Below are 14635 nucleotides of genomic sequence, written 5' to 3' on the forward strand. Positions count from 1 at the left end.
GTCGGGACAATATTACCTCATCAAAAAATATAACTCCTTCATTGTTTTATTGATTTAAGGAAGTAAAATTGTTTAGAATGAAAACAAAGAATTTATATATCATTAAATACAATATTATACTGTTTAAATTATTTAAATAAAAATTAAGGTGAAATAAATATGAATAGAAATGACGAAATTGAGGAAATGGTTGAATCCATGATGCGTGAGACAACACACAATCCCCGTGATTACTGTTTCAACTACATTGTCAGCAGATATCCAAAAGCGGCTCATGAATCATTTGGATTTCCAGGAAAATTCATCAAATCACTCGACAGAACCGTCTATAAAGAGGACGGTTCAAAATTAGAGTTAGATATAGCTGAATTGGTTGGAAAAGACGGATTCATAACACAAAAATCAACAATCAATGTGGAACACCAGACTACTCCAATAGAATATGGAAAGATAGACCCGATATACGACTACAAAATACATTTGATTCACCAAAACAATCTGCCATCGATTTCCTTTGTCATGACATCCATAGAACATGAACAGGAAATGAAATGCTATACCTCACAGAACAATGTATTCAATGTATACCCTATTGTAGTGAAAGAAAAAGACATCTACGAAAAATTAAATATATTGAGAAACATAGATAATACTATCGAAATATCACAAAGAAAAGCAATGTACTTCCCATATATTGCAGTATTTGTCAAATATAATATAGACAAAAAGATACTTGAAGAATTATGCCATATATTCACACAAGTGAAAATGGACACATACCTCCGATTAGACATACACCATATTCTCAAAATAATGATTAAGGAGATTTTTAAAGGCAATAAACAAAAAACCAAGGAGTTGTTAACCATGATAACCAGAAAATTAACCGAAAAAGAATTTTGCGAATTAACACGAGAAGAACAATTCAAAGCAGACATCGCACGAAAAAACGAAATAATAGAAAATAGAGATTATATGATGGCTAAAAAAGATAAAATGCTATATGAAAAAGAAAAAATGCTAGATGAGAAAGATGAAGAAATAAAAAAATTACAACAACAAATAATACTACAAAATTCAAAATAGGATAACATATAATTATCCTAATTCTTTATTTTAAAAAAACGCCACAAAACTAATAAATTACAAACATCACGATTAAACATCACCCCCCACAACTAAAAAAAATAATAAAAGGTTGTTAACCATGCCACGAGAAAAATTTAAACAAAAACAATTTTGCGAATTAACACGAGAAGAACAATTCAAAGCAGACATCGCACGAAAAAACGAAATAATAGAAAATAGAGATTATATGCTAGCTAAAAAAGATAAAGAACTAAATAAATTAGAAGTAGAATTAAATATGATAATCGCAATAAAAACTGCTACAATAATACTGCAATCTATCCAGATTGTAAATTTAAAAAAAATGATTGAACTAAATGGAGAGATAAAAAGAATAGACGTATTATTAAAATTTCAACGTAATCTTATTAAACGATTCAAATAATATATCATTTTCAAAAGCAAACACCTCACCATATGAAAAATATAATAGGAATAATTTAAAAAAATTATTATCATAATATACAAAGTGTGGTAATATGAAAGACAATTATAGACAAAGAACCCTGGAAGTTCATGCAGGAGAGTTTCCCGATCCGGTAACAGGTGCAAGGGCAACACCAATATATCATACAAGCTCCTATGCATTTGAAAGCGCTGATAAAGCTAAAAAACTGTATGCTCTTGAAGAAGAGGGACACATTTACACAAGACTATCAAATCCGACTTCAGAAGTTTTGGAAAATCGTGTGGCTGCAATAGAAAACGGTGTTGGTGCACTGGCACAGTCAACCGGAATGAGCGCAATATTGTTATCAATTTTAAACATTGCGGGAAATGGTGATGAAATAGTATCATCCAATAACCTCTATGGCGGAACATATACATTATTCAAAAATACCATGCCCAATTGGGGAATCAAGGTCAATTTTGTTGACACTCATGATTTGGATGCATATAAAGAGGCAATCAACGAGAATACAAAAGCAATTTATTGTGAATCAATAGGTAATCCTCAGCTGGACATTCCTGATTTTGAGGCATTGGCCGAAATAGCCCATGAAAACGGCATTCCATTAATTGTGGATAACACTTCAGCAATTACTATGGTCAAACCCCTTGATCATGGTGCGGATATTGTCGTTCACTCAGCAACCAAATTTTTATCCGGGAACGGTACAAGCATGGGTGGTATGATTGTTGATGGTGGAAAATTCGACTGGACAAACGGTAAATTTCCAATGTTTACTGAACCCGACGAGTCATATCACGGACTGATATATTCCAAGGCTTTTGGAAATAAGGCATACATTACAAAGGCAAGAGTTCATCTGATGAAGGATTTGGGAACGGTTATGAGTCCTATAAATGCATTCATGATTCTTCAAAGCTGCATGACATTGTCCTTAAGGGTCAATCAGCACTGCAGCAATGCACTGGAAATTGCCAGATTCCTAAAAGACCATGAAGCGGTTTCCTGGGTCAACTATCCCGGACTTGAAGATAATGAAAATCATGAGATGGCTGAAAAATACCTCAACGGCAACTACGGATGTATTGTGAGCTTCGGCATTAAAGGCGGAATCGAAGAGGGTAAGAAATTTATTGAAAGCGTTGAGCTTTTAAGCCATGTTGCAAACATTGCGGATTCAAAGACCCTTGTAATTCACCCGGCAAGCACAACCCACTCCAATATGACCGAAAAGGAACAGCTTGACAGTGGAATCACACCTGATTTCATAAGAATGTCTGTCGGTATCGAGGATGTTCAGGACCTGATTGAAGACATTGACCAGGCACTAAAAAAAGCAATTAATTAAGAGGTTTAATCCTCTTTAATTTATTTTTATCTGATTTTAATATTTTAAATCTTATCAACACACCATTATTTTAAAAAAATTATGTAAAAATAGGCAGGAAGAGCTAAAAGCTCCCCTTATGAGTTAATTTCAAAATCAATCCAGTATGGTCAACGAGAAAAACAAACTTCCAAATATAATGGCTTGAATATCATATTTTTAAAAAACTCAATACCTGTCTATCAATCATCATCTACTAACTCAATCTTCTCTCCAACTAAAGTAGAGATACAAAGTACGCTAAATAACTAATAGCTATGAAAACTATAGCATCTAACAGTACTAATGCCATTTTTACCTCCAGAAGGAAGTTAAACAATATTTTGATAACCAATTCAAAACAACCTTCTTTGTTAATGAAGTTTTTCAATGACCAGTGGAAAATGTATTTAATACCAATGATATTTAAAAATAACTCATTTTTAAAAGCAATATTGCTTTAATCGAGTAAAAATCAAAGTAAAAGTAATATTATTTAAAATTAATAAAAATAAAAAAATTTACAGAAAATAGAATAATATAAATATTATGAAAAATAATTATTTAATCAAGCAATATATGATAATCAATTATATATTCTTCTTTTAACTTGGATAAAAAAGGCTTGAATTTATATTTTTATCCAAGTATTTTTATAATATACTTTTTTTAAAACATCGGAACTATTGAATAAACAGTTACTAATACCACTACTGTCAGAATAACGATAGCTCCCAAAGGAACCTTTTTCCAGGACAGTCCAGCCGCAACGATTGCACCGACAAGACCTATATACCATAGCTGATTGTCAACAGTCAGGACTCCCGGACAGATCAGTGCTGCAAGGGCCGTGTATGGAATCAGATTCAGGAATTTCTCAACTTTCGGACCGAAATTGAGCTTATCGACAAATATTGCCGGAATCAGACGGGGAATGAATGTCACCAGTGCACAGCCTAAAATAATAATGTTAATGTCAACCATTATTCAACCCCCTCGACCATATCCTCATCGTCAACTATGTACATTCCGATCAAAGCGCCTAAAAGCGTTGATATTATCAGTGACCAGTTTCCAACAACAAACTGAAGTATGACATTTAATATTGCTGTTATAACAACCAGAAGACCCAGACGCTTATTGTTTTTAACGGCTGGAACCAATATAGCAATGAAAAGTGCATATAATGAAATATTGAAACTGTTCGTCACTATCACAGGCAAAAAGTCCAGGACAAATACGCCTATTGCTGCTCCTAAAATCCATGAAAGCCATGATGTCATAGACAATCCCGTGTAAAACCATACTGATGATTCGTTTTCAAATGAAAATATTGCAAATGTCTCATCGGTCACCAGATGTGCCGTTAGAATGTTTGTGAGAAGTGAATTTTCACTCATCTTATTGTAGACTGCAGTGTTCATTACCATATACCTTAAATTAACGACAAAATTGGTTAATATAATAGCCAGGGCAGTTGCGCCGTTTGCAAGCATTGTGGCCGCAATTATCTCGCCGGCACCAGCATAGACCAGAACTGAAAATGAAACTGTCTGGAACGGATTAAAACCGGCTTTCAGTGCAAGGGCGGCATAGCCTATGCCCATCGGAATATAGCCGAAAGCTATTGGAATAGCACTTTTGCACCCAAATAAAAACTTATCCATTCTAGAACTAATAAAATCACCAATTTAAGTTAATTATAAAAAGTAGTCATAATAATTGTATATTTTCATACCAACCAAACACCATAAACATATAAGTTTAACTTTTCAAAAAAAATAGAAAAGTTTTACTTATAAGTTAAAGTTATGACATCATATTATTGATATGGTCTGTTGTAATAATTCCTTCCACAACGAAATCCTCATCGACAACAGGGAGGCATGAGATGTCGAATTTTCTCATCATTCTGCTTATGTCCTCTATTGAATCTGATGAATAGCAGAATTTGACGGTTTTTGTCATGATGTCTGTCAGGCTTTCACAATTGGTTGCAATTGACTTTGACAAATCCCAGCTGGTGACAATACCTATTAATTTATTGTCATCGGTTACAACAGGCAAGTGAGTGACGTTTTTGTCAAACATCAGTCTTGCTGCCTTTTTGACACTATCCTCTTCCCTGATTGTCGGAACATCGGTTGTCATCAAATCTGCAACGATATTGTCAGATAAAAATCTTGATAAAAGATAATTTAGCTGTCCCTTTTCAAGCAGGAATGCATCATGGCCGTAATTGGATTTGATTTCAGAAAATGACACTTCAACATCATTTGCGTTTAATGCAGCAACTATTTCAGTACTCTGTTCGGTCGGATAGAGCCAGTCTGAATCGACTGAAATGACTTCAAGTTTACATTTGATGTCCTTGAATCCGTCAATAAGTGAATTATTAACTGATAAATCAAATAAATCCACTGCTTTTGTAATGAACAAGTAACTGTTGGCATCAAATCGCTTTACAAAGGATTCCCCCTGATGATGCAGGTAACTTTCGACCTGGAAATCCATTGAAAGGTCATAACTGATTTCATCCTTGTCCTGAAGGTCACGTCCGAATTTGATGAACATTGACTCGTCGCTGAGATAAGTTATGTGGGCAATCATACGGGCTATGGACAGTCCGTTTTTAGGAATCTGACCTGTTCCATAGTAGTTTCCCTGCTTCCAGTTTGGATCTGAGACAATTGACTGGCGGCCAACCTCATTGAATGCAATCTGCTGAGGGGATGACCTTGCGGTTGTGGCTATCGGAACTGCCTTTTTCATCATGTCCGGATAGCTGACAATCCATTGAAGAACCTGCATTCCACCCATGGATCCTCCGATAACTGCATACAGCTGATTGATGCCGAATGAATCAACCAGCAGCTTTTGAACGTCAACCATGTCCTTGATTGTAATGACTGGGAAATCCACACCGTATTCATATCCGGTTTCGGGATTTATTGATTTTGGACCTGTTGTTCCTTTGCATCCTCCTAAAACATTGGAACAGATTATGAAGTATTTTTCACTGTCCAACACTTTTCCGGGACCGATTATTATCTCCCACCATCCAGGCTTTTTATCTCCTTCGTGCCAGCCTGCAGCGTGAGCGTCACCGGTTAGAGCATGACAAATCAAAATGGCATTGCTTTTTTCCTTATTCAATTCACCATAAGTCTCATAAGCTATGGTGATATTGTCTAATGATTTGCCGCTTTCCAGTATGAAAGGCTCGTCAATATTCAAATATTGTGTCTCAACAATACCAACAGAATCCTTATCCATTAAAATCACCTAATTAAATGTAAATTTTTCATAGCTTCTTTTGCAGCTTCTTGCTCAGCTTCTTTTTTATTCTTACCGATTCCGGTTCCCATTTCTTCATCATTCAGATATATTGCCATTATAAACGTCTTGTCATGTGGAACTCCATGCTCTTCAAGAAGTTCGTATCGGATTTTAGTCTCATGCGCGTCACAATACTCCTTGATTTCAGACTTGTAGTCATGGAAGAACACCATTTCCTCATCAATATGGCGGAATATAATCTTTGCAATGAACCTTTTCGTATATGCCAGACCCTGATCCAGAAACAGCGCTCCGAGGAATGATTCGAATATATCAGAAGTGATTGACAATACCTCATTGTCTGTGAGATTCATTTCATCAACGGATACCTTCAAAAAATCCTTTAATCCAAGCTCGTGTGAATAATAGATTAAAGCTGACTGGCATACGTAATTGGCCCTAAGTTTTGTCAGTTTACCTTCACCATATTTAGGATATTTCTTGTAAAGGTATTCGGAAACAAGCATGTTTAAGATTGAATCTCCAAGAAACTCCAAACGTTCATAATCGTATTTTATACCATGTACCGTTGCGTATGAACCGTGCATGAAGGCCATCTTATAGTAGTCCTCATTGTTCGGTTCGATGCCATATTTCTCAAATAAATTCATGTTAAAGCCCATCAATTAATAAATATGATATTAATTATGGTATTTAATTTATTTAAACTTCATTATATATAACAATTGTGATATTTAGAATAGTGTTCAAATGCTCTATCTCTTCGCTTAAATATACATTAAGAATAAAGTTCAATCAAGGATTTGGTACTATGATATTGAACTGGAAAGAAGAAATAACAAAAATTGACCCTGACATGAAGTTCAGGGCACAGGGCGGATGGCTTAAAACAGTTGAAGAGCTTGACAAAAGCGTTGCAAACGGATACTCACTTGTTGGAGATTTCGTAAAGGCAGGAGACTTCGAGGCAGAATACTGCGAAGGCATATACCTTGACTGCAACAAGGAAGGCAGCACCAAAAAACCACAGACAGATTACCGTTTATTCAGATTCAGGGACGGTAAGGTAAGACTTCTTGATCTGGTCATTGACGCTCAAAGAAGCTGGGCACAGGACTTCTGGGATGCCGTGGAGGATGAAATCTAGCTGAAATATCCTCTCGGCATGAACTTGGAAACCCTTTTGACATCCCGATAGGTCGCAAAGCAGTTGTACTGCTCAAAAAGGATTATGATATGGTCCATGTTTTGGGAAAAATTCTTTTCCTTGCCGTCAATTATACCTCTAAATTTCACACCAAAATCACCTGTGGCTGAAATATTGACCATTAACTTTTCAGAGGAATCAGATCCTTCAAAAAACCTTTGAATCTCGGCAGTCTCGAAAAGCGGAGCCTTGATATTTAAAGCCATGAGATTGTTTTGGCCTTCCGAAGCCTGACATAGTTTTCATGGATTTCGATAGAATCGTCATCATCCATTTTAGTAATTTTTACATAATTTTCGTCGCTGTACATATAATTCTCCTATAATATGCAGTGGAATGAGCAGCAGTCACAGGTAGGATCCAAATAGCTGTCCTTAGGCACATTCTGAGCGGTCTGCATTAAAAGAGACACTTCAAATATTGCATCAGGATTGTTGCTTACCTTTTTGGTTACATTGGACAAACCCCTGTAGTTAACAGGAATGCTGCCGGTCTGTGAAATGTCATAATAAAAGAGCGCTCCTGAGTTGACATCAGAGAAAAATTCATCCAACTGCTTAACTTTCTGTGGGGACATTGAAAAGTTGACGCTCATCAGCTTGTCCTGTCTTTGCTTGATTCCGACATAAGCAATATTGACCGCTAATGCATCTCCACCATCTTTGGTAAAGACTATGCAGTCATCCAAATTAACATTTTCATTTTTGGCTAAATCTTTCAAATCAGACATGATATCACCTAAAAATATTTTTAAGTAAAATTAGAAATTCAAAGTATATAAATTTAACCATGCCTAAAAATTGTGATGATAATTAAAAAAAGTGGTTTGGATGAAGATTAATTTAATAATCTCCAATAATTTTATACCGACTTAAACTAGTCTTTGCCTAGTAGTTGGTTTTTTGTTTTGCCAGCTGTATCTTCTTAATTTGCTGGATCTACCGAATCCACAAGAAGCACAGACTTTTTTACGTACGTGATAAGTGTTTTTACCACATCTTCTACATCTGATATGGGTCTTTTTATTCTTTTTACCCATTGATGGAGTTCCCTTTGCCATTGATACACCTCCTACATTATTTTAAATAAATTTAGTTATCTTAAACAATCATTGAATAATATTTATGGTGAAATATAAACAATATTGTCTCCTCTGATGAGGACAACACCTAATCTTCTAGTAACTTCTCCATCTTGTAACTCTTCAGCATCGTTGAGAACTAAGTTCATGTGTAAGTCGAAGCTTTTGAGTATACCTCTGAATTCACGGTCTCCTTTGAGTTTGATTAAAACTGGAGCATCGATAGATTTTCCTAATGCATCAAGTGGTCTTTGAACATTTTGTCCGCTCATTATATCACCTTATATTACCATTAATTGTATTTTTTAAATTAGTTTTTAAAAGCAATCATTGATTTAACAATTACCCGTATTAGAAATAATATAATCAAGTTTAGATAAGACAAAACCTAATTAAAACTAATAATAAATTATATGCTCTTACTAATATATAAATGTTAGTGTTAAAAGTAAAAAAAATACTGGTCAAATGCTCTCTCGCATTTTTATTATATATTATTCTCATTAAAAGATAAAAATATTATGGCATTCAACAAAACCGAATACATCAACATATTAACATATATTCTATCCAACTGCTATGACAAGCCCCATGTTGGAAAAACTGTAATCTCAACAACAATGTATTTCATTGATTTCAACTATTATGAAGTATACGGGGAGTCCCTGACCGATGAAGAATACGTTAAATCCAAAAAGGGAATACAACCGAAGCATTTCAATAAAATCACAGATGAACTGGTAGAAAGAAAAAGAATATATTTTCGAAAGGAGCCATATTATCACACCACGCTGCACAAGTATTATCTGACACATCTGCCGGACATACACTTCACAAAAAAGAAGGAAAAGATGATAAGTACAACTGTTAAACGGCTGATAACAAAGAATGCCACATCCATTCTTAAATATGCCAGCAGAGACCCTCCCTTTCAAATGGCTGACTACAATGAAGCAATTGACTACAATAACGTATATTTAAGATATCCAAGATATTCCATCAGAAAAAAATTTATTAATTTATAAATTTATAATAAATATTAATAATAAAAATCAGGTAAAAAACATGGCAATTAAAGTTAAAAAAAGAAATTTCTTAAAAAAGAAAAAAATTAAGCAAATAAAAAATGAATTAGGAGAATATGGAGGACTGCTTGAAAACAAGAAAAATGTGGAAATCCTTGAAGCAGAACCAAATTCATTTATATTAGTGGACGGCGAACCATACATCATAATAATCAATGATAAAGCATTCCCAACACTTAAAGCAGCGCTCGCCAATGAAATTGACGGCAAAACCGTTACTGTAGATATGGGAGCAGTACGTTTCGTTACAAACGGAGCAGACATAATGAGTCCGGGAATCGTAGCTGCTGACGACAATATTGAACCTGGAGATATCGTGTTGATTGTCGATGAAACACACCACAAGCCATTAGCTATTGGAGTAAGCCTAATAACCGGTGAAGAAATGGTTGAAAATGATTCAGGAAAAGCAATAGAAACAAAACACTTTGTCGGAGACGAAATCTGGAACTTTGAAATATAGGTGAGTGAAAATGGCTGAACTGAGATACAGAGCAGGAAACATAAGAGACCCGGGAGTACACAAAATAGGCATCATTGCACTTGGATCACATCTAGAAAACCACGGACCAGCATTACCAATAGATACTGACGCGAAAATAGGTGCTCACATCGCATTTCAATCAGCACTCAAATCAGGAGCCAAGTTTTTGGGAGTTATATTTCCGGCATACGAACTGGATGAAATTGATCATGGAGTGCACGTTTCACTGGATGTATTAAAAGAAAATGTGATAGAAACACTGAATTCAGCAAAAAGATTTTTGGATATTGAAAAGGTCGTTATAGTAAATGCACATGGAGGAAATTTACCGTTAATGGCCGAAATATGGGATATTGAAGAGCAGACTGATTTGATTGTAGTAATGAACAACAAGATTATATCTTCAGAAGGCCCTCATGCAGGAAGCGGTGAACTGTCAATGGCAAAAGTACTGGGCATCATAAATGAAAATGAACTGGATAAACAGGCAGACGTGAACAAATACGTCGAAGTTGGCCTGCACGGATTTAAAAAAGCACGTGAAAACGACCCGAACATTGAAGAAGGGGCACTGGACGTTGAAGAAAATGGAGTGTATGTTGATGAAGAATACGGTCAACAACTTTTCAATCTAGCTATCGATACAGTACTCTTCGATATTGAAAAATTACTTGATTTTTAAGCTTCAGTAGGATAAGTAGTGGTTTCTACACTACCCCCACCATCTGATGATGAACCTGATTCAGATTGTTGTGACGAAGATGTATCTTCTGTCGTTTCAACACTGCTTTGGGAGCTTTGAGAACTGCTGTCATCAGTGTAGGTCTCCACATAACCATCATCAGAAGAACTTGAATCATCATTAGAAGTTAAATCAGTTAAATTACCAAATAATCCACCATCATCTGTTGTATTATTTCCCAAATCAAGATTTAAATGATATGTACCAGTCATTGCTGCAAAAACACCTGCAAAACAGAATGCAATAATTGCAACTACTAAAACAACTAAAATAATAGCCGGACGACTTGACATGTTTAACACCTATAAAATTAATAACAATAATATGTCTGATAAAATATATAAATTTATAGGAATATTATGAAAACGATAGCAAAAGCAGTTCAAAGTGAAATAAATGTCAAAAAATCACAGTTCATATGCCATTTATTTCCAACTAAAAACAAAAAGGAAAGCAAAGAAATAATATTGAAAGTAAACGAGCAGTATAGCGATGCCACCCATAACTGTACGGCATATATAGTCTCTGACGGGGAAGGATTTGACGATGACGGAGAGCCTGGAGGAACTGCCGGAAAACCTATGATCAATGTGCTGAGAAAAAATGAACTGCACAATGTGACTGCTGTTGTTACACGTTATTTCGGTGGAATTAAGCTTGGAGCCGGAGGACTTGTCAGGGCTTATTCAAAATCAGTTATGGAAGCCATCAGTGAGGCTGAAATACTTGAAGTGGAATCATATGACGTTTATACATTAACCTTTGAATATGGAGATATCAAATTGGTGGATGGGGAAGTGAGAAACAACAATCTGGAAGCAATAAATAAAGATTATTCAGATAAGGTCGTCTATGATGTGGTGTCTAAGGATTTCAGAGATATAGAAAAAATATTTGAAAAATATAATGGTAAGATTAATGTCAGTTTTAAAAATAAGGAAGTTTTAGTTAAATAAACTACTGCTCTTCAAAATAACTTGCGTCAACATCACATAATGGACAGATGTAATCTTCCGGTAACTCATCACCTTCATAGACATAGCCACAGACTTTACATACCCATGCCATGGTTAATCCTCCCGTTAATTTTAAAAAAAAGTTTGGTTGAAGAACAAAAATTATTGTTCTTCGAAATTACTAGCGTCTACACCGCACATTGGACAGGTGAAGTCATCTGGTAATTCATCAGCTTCGTGAACGTATCCACATACTTTACAAACGAATGCCATAATTATCTCTCCTTATTCTACTTTACTGAACATGTCTTTTGATGCTCCGCACATTGGACATTTGTAGTCATCTGGGAGGTCTTCAAAAGCAGTTCCTTCTGCGTCATCGTCATATACGTATCCGCACATATTACATTTCCATTTAGCCATAATATTGTCTCCTTTATATTAATACCAATAAATTGGCTCATCATTATTAATTTTTAGTTTTTTAATATATAAACTATTCTACTTCTTTGAACATTGATTTAGAAACACCACATTTTGGGCATTTAAATGCATCAGCAAGTTCGGAAAATGGGGTTCCCGGTTCAACTCCACGTTCAGGAATACCTTCATCTTCATCATAAATATATCCACAAAGTTTACATTTCCATTTAGCCATAAAAAACAGTCACCTTTGTTTTTGATATATTTATTTTAGAATAAGATAGTATAAATAGTTAATTAGAAAATAGAATTATAATTTATTAGGAACTTTCAGATGGTCCGGAAGCGGTTTGATTCTAGCAGGAGTACCAATAGCTAAGTAAAATGGAGGCACACTGTGAATTACAATAGCTCCCGCAGCCACAATTGACCCTTCACCAATTTCAACATTTGATAAAAATGTAGTGTTTCCACCGATTGAAGCTCCCCTTCTTATACGGGGACCCTGAAGCTCATAGTTTATACGGACAGGATATTTGTCATTTGTAAAACAGGCACAAGGACCGATAAATACGTTATCTTCAATAACAGAATTTGTCGGAATATATACATTGGACTGGATGCTCACATCGTTTCCGATAATCACATCACCTTCAATTACGGTGTTTGTTCCAATCAGCACGTCATCCCCGATGTTGGTGTTTTCTCTTATCACCACATTGTGTCCTGTTCTGAAATTGTCCCCTATAACGACATCATTATAGATGATTGAGTTTGATCTTATGGTATAATTGTTTCCGATGACAGGTGGTTTTGAGCTTGGAGAGTATTCGACACCGAACTGGATATTGTCCTTAGGGTCGAACTGTAAAGGTTGCCTTACCTGCGGTCTTTCATCGGCCACTAAAGTGTCATACTCATCACGTCTTTCGATAATTTGAGGTCTTTCGGCATAACGTGGCGGTTCCTGCTGATAAACAGGCCTTTGCTGAGGCTGCCTTTCGGTTAACCTGGAATAGTCAAATTCATATTCTTCAGGAATGCGATTATTCCTTTTTTGTGGCTGTTTATCCTCAAGTGATGATGAAAATCTTACCATAATATCGAACCTTCAGTTAATTAAATTAAATAAATAGATGATTTAATTTATATAATTCATTGATATATATACTAATTGGTCAATTTTCGATAGAGTTACACCCAAATACCCCTTACATAGTGACAAAATCTTTATATAACCTCAAATCCAAAGTAATATTAACGAAGGTGTAATTATGCATTTAAAAGATTTACTTGACGATTTAGGATTAAGATTAAAATTACCGCAACACTGGTACTCAACTGACATCAGCGACGATTTTGAAGAAGGAAAACTCATTAAAAATGAAGATATTGTAGTAATCGAAACTGAAATGGGAGATAAAAAAAGAAGAATAACCATAGATGTGGATGACGGAATGTCCATTGTCACAATTCATCCGGGAGATAAGGAAATAGGCGTCAAATACCTTGACAACAAGGACGATTTCGAATACATCGGAAAAATCAGTGACTTAAGAAATTAAATTTTTCCATATAACTACTTTTCAACACCTACCCTCACCAATATTTTATCACCGTATTTATATACGAAATATGATGAAAGTGTTCCAAGCACCGCACCAACCACAACATCAAAAGGATAGTGAACACCACAATATATTCTTGAAAATGCTATCAGAAAACAGCACACCATTAAAACTGCCCTCAATAATTTATTCTTATATCTGAAAATTAAAAAGCCTAAAACCGCAACAGTTGATGTTGTGTGTCCTGAGGGAAATGAATTGGGATCATTTTCCGTAATCAACAGATGAACATCACTTAAGGCTACAAAGGGCCTCGGCTCCAAAAAGAGATTTTTCAAAACAAGCGCAATACCGTCGGCAATCAGCAATGACAATAAACATAATACAGCAATATTTCTGACATTTCTCTTTTTGAATATGCTCGCTAAAATTATTACTGCAATACATATTGCAAACATTGCTTCAAATCCGCCCAGATGAGTGATAAAGGGCATTATAATATTGAACAACGGATTTTGAAAACCATCATTTATAAAATAGAATACATCAACATTTAACAAAGTAAAACCTCAAATAATATTATGAATTTATCTTATAAATATTTCATGCTCCACATTACATCGCCATTAAAACTTACCTTTTCATTATAATATTGATTTTATCGAGTTATATTTAATAATAATAGTATATTGTACGAAAATAATTTAATAACTTATATACTTCCCCTAACATATATTTTACATAAACTAGGTTTTTAAAGAGGATTCACCATAATTCTCTAATTTAATACTTTTCATGTTTTTTACTAATTTCTAGTTATTTATGTGTTTATTTGATGTTTGGGTGACTTGTGTTGGTTATTTTTATTTTTAAGTATTATTCA

General features: G+C 34.8%; 24 protein-coding genes. 9 read left to right on the top strand and 15 right to left on the bottom strand.

Annotated elements, in window-relative coordinates:
• The first annotated feature begins 159 nt into the window (after positions 1–159).
• From IJQ68_RS00305 to IJQ68_RS00315, 3 genes are all read left to right on the top strand, one after another.
• Entirely contained in the window at positions 160–1086 is a 927-nt protein-coding gene (locus IJQ68_RS00305) for a hypothetical protein (RefSeq protein ID WP_292795442.1), read from the top strand.
• A gap of 121 nt (positions 1087–1207) precedes the next feature.
• Complete coding sequence (locus tag IJQ68_RS00310; RefSeq protein ID WP_292795444.1) at positions 1208–1513, top strand: hypothetical protein; 306 nt, start codon at positions 1208–1210, stop codon at positions 1511–1513.
• Between the two features lie 94 nt (positions 1514–1607).
• Positions 1608–2888, top strand: a complete 1281-nt coding sequence (locus IJQ68_RS00315) for an O-acetylhomoserine aminocarboxypropyltransferase/cysteine synthase family protein (protein ID WP_292795447.1) — start codon at positions 1608–1610, stop codon at positions 2886–2888.
• 687 nt (positions 2889–3575) lie between these two features.
• Here the strand turns inward: IJQ68_RS00315 and IJQ68_RS00320 are convergent.
• The 4 genes from IJQ68_RS00320 to rnc form a co-directional block, all read right to left on the bottom strand.
• Complete coding sequence (locus IJQ68_RS00320; RefSeq protein ID WP_292795450.1) at positions 3576–3890, bottom strand: AzlD domain-containing protein; 315 nt, start codon at positions 3888–3890, stop codon at positions 3576–3578.
• Positions 3890–4573: an AzlC family ABC transporter permease gene (locus tag IJQ68_RS00325; RefSeq protein WP_292795453.1), complete on the bottom strand. Its 684-nt coding sequence runs from the start codon at positions 4571–4573 to the stop codon at positions 3890–3892. Before IJQ68_RS00325 ends, IJQ68_RS00320 begins: the two co-directional genes overlap by 1 nt.
• 142 nt (positions 4574–4715) lie before the next feature.
• Complete coding sequence (locus IJQ68_RS00330; RefSeq protein WP_292795455.1) at positions 4716–6182, bottom strand: homoserine O-acetyltransferase; 1467 nt, start codon at positions 6180–6182, stop codon at positions 4716–4718.
• A 5-nt stretch (positions 6183–6187) separates the two neighbouring features.
• Complete coding sequence (gene rnc, locus IJQ68_RS00335) at positions 6188–6856, bottom strand: ribonuclease III (RefSeq protein ID WP_292795457.1); 669 nt, start codon at positions 6854–6856, stop codon at positions 6188–6190.
• 161 nt (positions 6857–7017) lie between these two features.
• On the opposite strand from rnc, the gene IJQ68_RS00340 reads away from it, so the two are divergent.
• Positions 7018–7353: a hypothetical protein gene (locus tag IJQ68_RS00340; RefSeq protein WP_292795460.1), complete on the top strand. Its 336-nt coding sequence runs from the start codon at positions 7018–7020 to the stop codon at positions 7351–7353.
• Here IJQ68_RS00340 and IJQ68_RS00345 read toward each other — a convergent pair.
• The 4 genes from IJQ68_RS00345 to IJQ68_RS00360 all read right to left on the bottom strand — a co-directional run bounded on the left by IJQ68_RS00345 (position 7350) and on the right by IJQ68_RS00360 (position 8766).
• Positions 7350–7619, bottom strand: a complete 270-nt coding sequence (locus tag IJQ68_RS00345) for a hypothetical protein (protein WP_292795463.1) — start codon at positions 7617–7619, stop codon at positions 7350–7352. The two genes, IJQ68_RS00340 and IJQ68_RS00345, sit on opposite strands and share 4 nt — an antisense overlap.
• 113 nt (positions 7620–7732) lie before the next feature.
• The gene (locus IJQ68_RS00350; RefSeq protein ID WP_292795466.1) at positions 7733–8143 is read right to left on the bottom strand and encodes a hypothetical protein; all 411 of its coding nucleotides are present in this window, start codon (positions 8141–8143) and stop codon (positions 7733–7735) included.
• A gap of 141 nt (positions 8144–8284) precedes the next feature.
• Positions 8285–8473 carry a 50S ribosomal protein L37e gene (locus tag IJQ68_RS00355; protein ID WP_292795469.1) on the bottom strand — a complete coding sequence of 63 codons (189 nt, stop codon included), beginning with the start codon at positions 8471–8473 and terminating at the stop codon, positions 8285–8287.
• Between the two features lie 62 nt (positions 8474–8535).
• Positions 8536–8766, bottom strand: a complete 231-nt coding sequence (locus tag IJQ68_RS00360; RefSeq protein ID WP_058738966.1) for an LSm family protein — start codon at positions 8764–8766, stop codon at positions 8536–8538.
• 249 nt (positions 8767–9015) lie between these two features.
• Between IJQ68_RS00360 and IJQ68_RS00365 the strand changes: the two genes are divergently transcribed.
• Genes IJQ68_RS00365 through arfB form a run of 3 tightly spaced genes read left to right on the top strand, consistent with a single transcriptional unit; the run spans position 9016 to position 10745 of the window.
• On the top strand, positions 9016–9519 hold the full coding sequence (locus tag IJQ68_RS00365; protein WP_292795474.1) for a type II toxin-antitoxin system antitoxin SocA domain-containing protein: 504 nt from the start codon (positions 9016–9018) through the stop codon (positions 9517–9519).
• A 40-nt stretch (positions 9520–9559) separates the two neighbouring features.
• Positions 9560–10042 carry an RNA-binding protein gene (locus IJQ68_RS00370; protein WP_292795477.1) on the top strand — a complete coding sequence of 161 codons (483 nt, stop codon included), beginning with the start codon at positions 9560–9562 and terminating at the stop codon, positions 10040–10042.
• Between the two features lie 10 nt (positions 10043–10052).
• Entirely contained in the window at positions 10053–10745 is a 693-nt protein-coding gene (arfB, locus tag IJQ68_RS00375; protein ID WP_292795480.1) for a 2-amino-5-formylamino-6-ribosylaminopyrimidin-4(3H)-one 5'-monophosphate deformylase, read from the top strand.
• Here the strand turns inward: arfB and IJQ68_RS00380 are convergent.
• On the bottom strand, positions 10742–11098 hold the full coding sequence (locus tag IJQ68_RS00380; protein WP_292795482.1) for a hypothetical protein: 357 nt from the start codon (positions 11096–11098) through the stop codon (positions 10742–10744). The genes arfB and IJQ68_RS00380 overlap by 4 nt on opposite strands.
• Positions 11099–11164: 66 nt before the next feature.
• Here IJQ68_RS00380 and IJQ68_RS00385 point away from each other — a divergent pair, with 66 nt between their 5' ends.
• Positions 11165–11761: a YigZ family protein gene (locus IJQ68_RS00385; protein WP_292795485.1), complete on the top strand. Its 597-nt coding sequence runs from the start codon at positions 11165–11167 to the stop codon at positions 11759–11761.
• Position 11762: 1 nt separating this feature from the next.
• Here IJQ68_RS00385 and IJQ68_RS00390 read toward each other — a convergent pair whose 3' ends face one another.
• The 5 genes from IJQ68_RS00390 to IJQ68_RS00410 form a co-directional block, all read right to left on the bottom strand.
• Positions 11763–11873 (bottom strand): rubredoxin-like domain-containing protein, encoded by a 111-nt coding sequence (locus tag IJQ68_RS00390; RefSeq protein ID WP_292795487.1) that lies wholly within the window; start codon positions 11871–11873, stop codon positions 11763–11765.
• A gap of 50 nt (positions 11874–11923) precedes the next feature.
• Positions 11924–12034, bottom strand: coding sequence for a rubredoxin-like domain-containing protein (locus tag IJQ68_RS00395; RefSeq protein WP_058738961.1), 111 nt, complete (start codon positions 12032–12034; stop codon positions 11924–11926).
• Between the two features lie 12 nt (positions 12035–12046).
• A complete protein-coding gene (locus IJQ68_RS00400; RefSeq protein WP_149730987.1) occupies positions 12047–12184 on the bottom strand; it encodes a rubredoxin in 138 nt (45 codons plus the stop codon).
• A gap of 73 nt (positions 12185–12257) precedes the next feature.
• Positions 12258–12419 (bottom strand): rubredoxin, encoded by a 162-nt coding sequence (locus IJQ68_RS00405; RefSeq protein ID WP_292795495.1) that lies wholly within the window; start codon positions 12417–12419, stop codon positions 12258–12260.
• Positions 12420–12494: 75 nt separating this feature from the next.
• Positions 12495–13088: an acyltransferase gene (locus IJQ68_RS00410; RefSeq protein WP_292795503.1), complete on the bottom strand. Its 594-nt coding sequence runs from the start codon at positions 13086–13088 to the stop codon at positions 12495–12497.
• A 370-nt stretch (positions 13089–13458) separates the two neighbouring features.
• Between IJQ68_RS00410 and IJQ68_RS00415 the strand changes: the two genes are divergently transcribed.
• Positions 13459–13749 carry a hypothetical protein gene (locus IJQ68_RS00415; RefSeq protein WP_292795497.1) on the top strand — a complete coding sequence of 97 codons (291 nt, stop codon included), beginning with the start codon at positions 13459–13461 and terminating at the stop codon, positions 13747–13749.
• A gap of 14 nt (positions 13750–13763) precedes the next feature.
• Here the strand turns inward: IJQ68_RS00415 and IJQ68_RS00420 are convergent, their stop codons facing one another.
• Complete coding sequence (locus IJQ68_RS00420) at positions 13764–14312, bottom strand: phosphatase PAP2 family protein (RefSeq protein ID WP_292795499.1); 549 nt, start codon at positions 14310–14312, stop codon at positions 13764–13766.
• Between the last annotated feature and the right edge of the window lie 323 nt (positions 14313–14635).

The organism is Methanobrevibacter sp. (assembly GCF_017447225.1).
GTDB lineage: Archaea > Methanobacteriota > Methanobacteria > Methanobacteriales > Methanobacteriaceae > Methanocatella.

Coding starts and splice junctions, on each gene's coding strand:
- IJQ68_RS00305 (WP_292795442.1), top strand. CDS start 160: ATGAATAGAAATGACGAAATTGAGGAAATGGTTGAATCCATGATGCGT.
- IJQ68_RS00310 (WP_292795444.1), top strand. CDS start 1,208: ATGCCACGAGAAAAATTTAAACAAAAACAATTTTGCGAATTAACACGA.
- IJQ68_RS00315 (WP_292795447.1), top strand. CDS start 1,608: ATGAAAGACAATTATAGACAAAGAACCCTGGAAGTTCATGCAGGAGAG.
- IJQ68_RS00320 (WP_292795450.1), bottom strand. CDS start 3,890: ATGGTTGACATTAACATTATTATTTTAGGCTGTGCACTGGTGACATTC.
- IJQ68_RS00325 (WP_292795453.1), bottom strand. CDS start 4,573: ATGGATAAGTTTTTATTTGGGTGCAAAAGTGCTATTCCAATAGCTTTC.
- IJQ68_RS00330 (WP_292795455.1), bottom strand. CDS start 6,182: ATGGATAAGGATTCTGTTGGTATTGTTGAGACACAATATTTGAATATT.
- rnc (WP_292795457.1), bottom strand. CDS start 6,856: ATGAATTTATTTGAGAAATATGGCATCGAACCGAACAATGAGGACTAC.
- IJQ68_RS00340 (WP_292795460.1), top strand. CDS start 7,018: ATGATATTGAACTGGAAAGAAGAAATAACAAAAATTGACCCTGACATG.
- IJQ68_RS00345 (WP_292795463.1), bottom strand. CDS start 7,619: ATGGCTTTAAATATCAAGGCTCCGCTTTTCGAGACTGCCGAGATTCAA.
- IJQ68_RS00350 (WP_292795466.1), bottom strand. CDS start 8,143: ATGTCTGATTTGAAAGATTTAGCCAAAAATGAAAATGTTAATTTGGAT.
- IJQ68_RS00355 (WP_292795469.1), bottom strand. CDS start 8,473: ATGGCAAAGGGAACTCCATCAATGGGTAAAAAGAATAAAAAGACCCAT.
- IJQ68_RS00360 (WP_058738966.1), bottom strand. CDS start 8,766: ATGAGCGGACAAAATGTTCAAAGACCACTTGATGCATTAGGAAAATCT.
- IJQ68_RS00365 (WP_292795474.1), top strand. CDS start 9,016: ATGGCATTCAACAAAACCGAATACATCAACATATTAACATATATTCTA.
- IJQ68_RS00370 (WP_292795477.1), top strand. CDS start 9,560: ATGGCAATTAAAGTTAAAAAAAGAAATTTCTTAAAAAAGAAAAAAATT.
- arfB (WP_292795480.1), top strand. CDS start 10,053: ATGGCTGAACTGAGATACAGAGCAGGAAACATAAGAGACCCGGGAGTA.
- IJQ68_RS00380 (WP_292795482.1), bottom strand. CDS start 11,098: ATGTCAAGTCGTCCGGCTATTATTTTAGTTGTTTTAGTAGTTGCAATT.
- IJQ68_RS00385 (WP_292795485.1), top strand. CDS start 11,165: ATGAAAACGATAGCAAAAGCAGTTCAAAGTGAAATAAATGTCAAAAAA.
- IJQ68_RS00390 (WP_292795487.1), bottom strand. CDS start 11,873: ATGGCATGGGTATGTAAAGTCTGTGGCTATGTCTATGAAGGTGATGAG.
- IJQ68_RS00395 (WP_058738961.1), bottom strand. CDS start 12,034: ATGGCATTCGTTTGTAAAGTATGTGGATACGTTCACGAAGCTGATGAA.
- IJQ68_RS00400 (WP_149730987.1), bottom strand. CDS start 12,184: ATGGCTAAATGGAAATGTAATATGTGCGGATACGTATATGACGATGAC.
- IJQ68_RS00405 (WP_292795495.1), bottom strand. CDS start 12,419: ATGGCTAAATGGAAATGTAAACTTTGTGGATATATTTATGATGAAGAT.
- IJQ68_RS00415 (WP_292795497.1), top strand. CDS start 13,459: ATGCATTTAAAAGATTTACTTGACGATTTAGGATTAAGATTAAAATTA.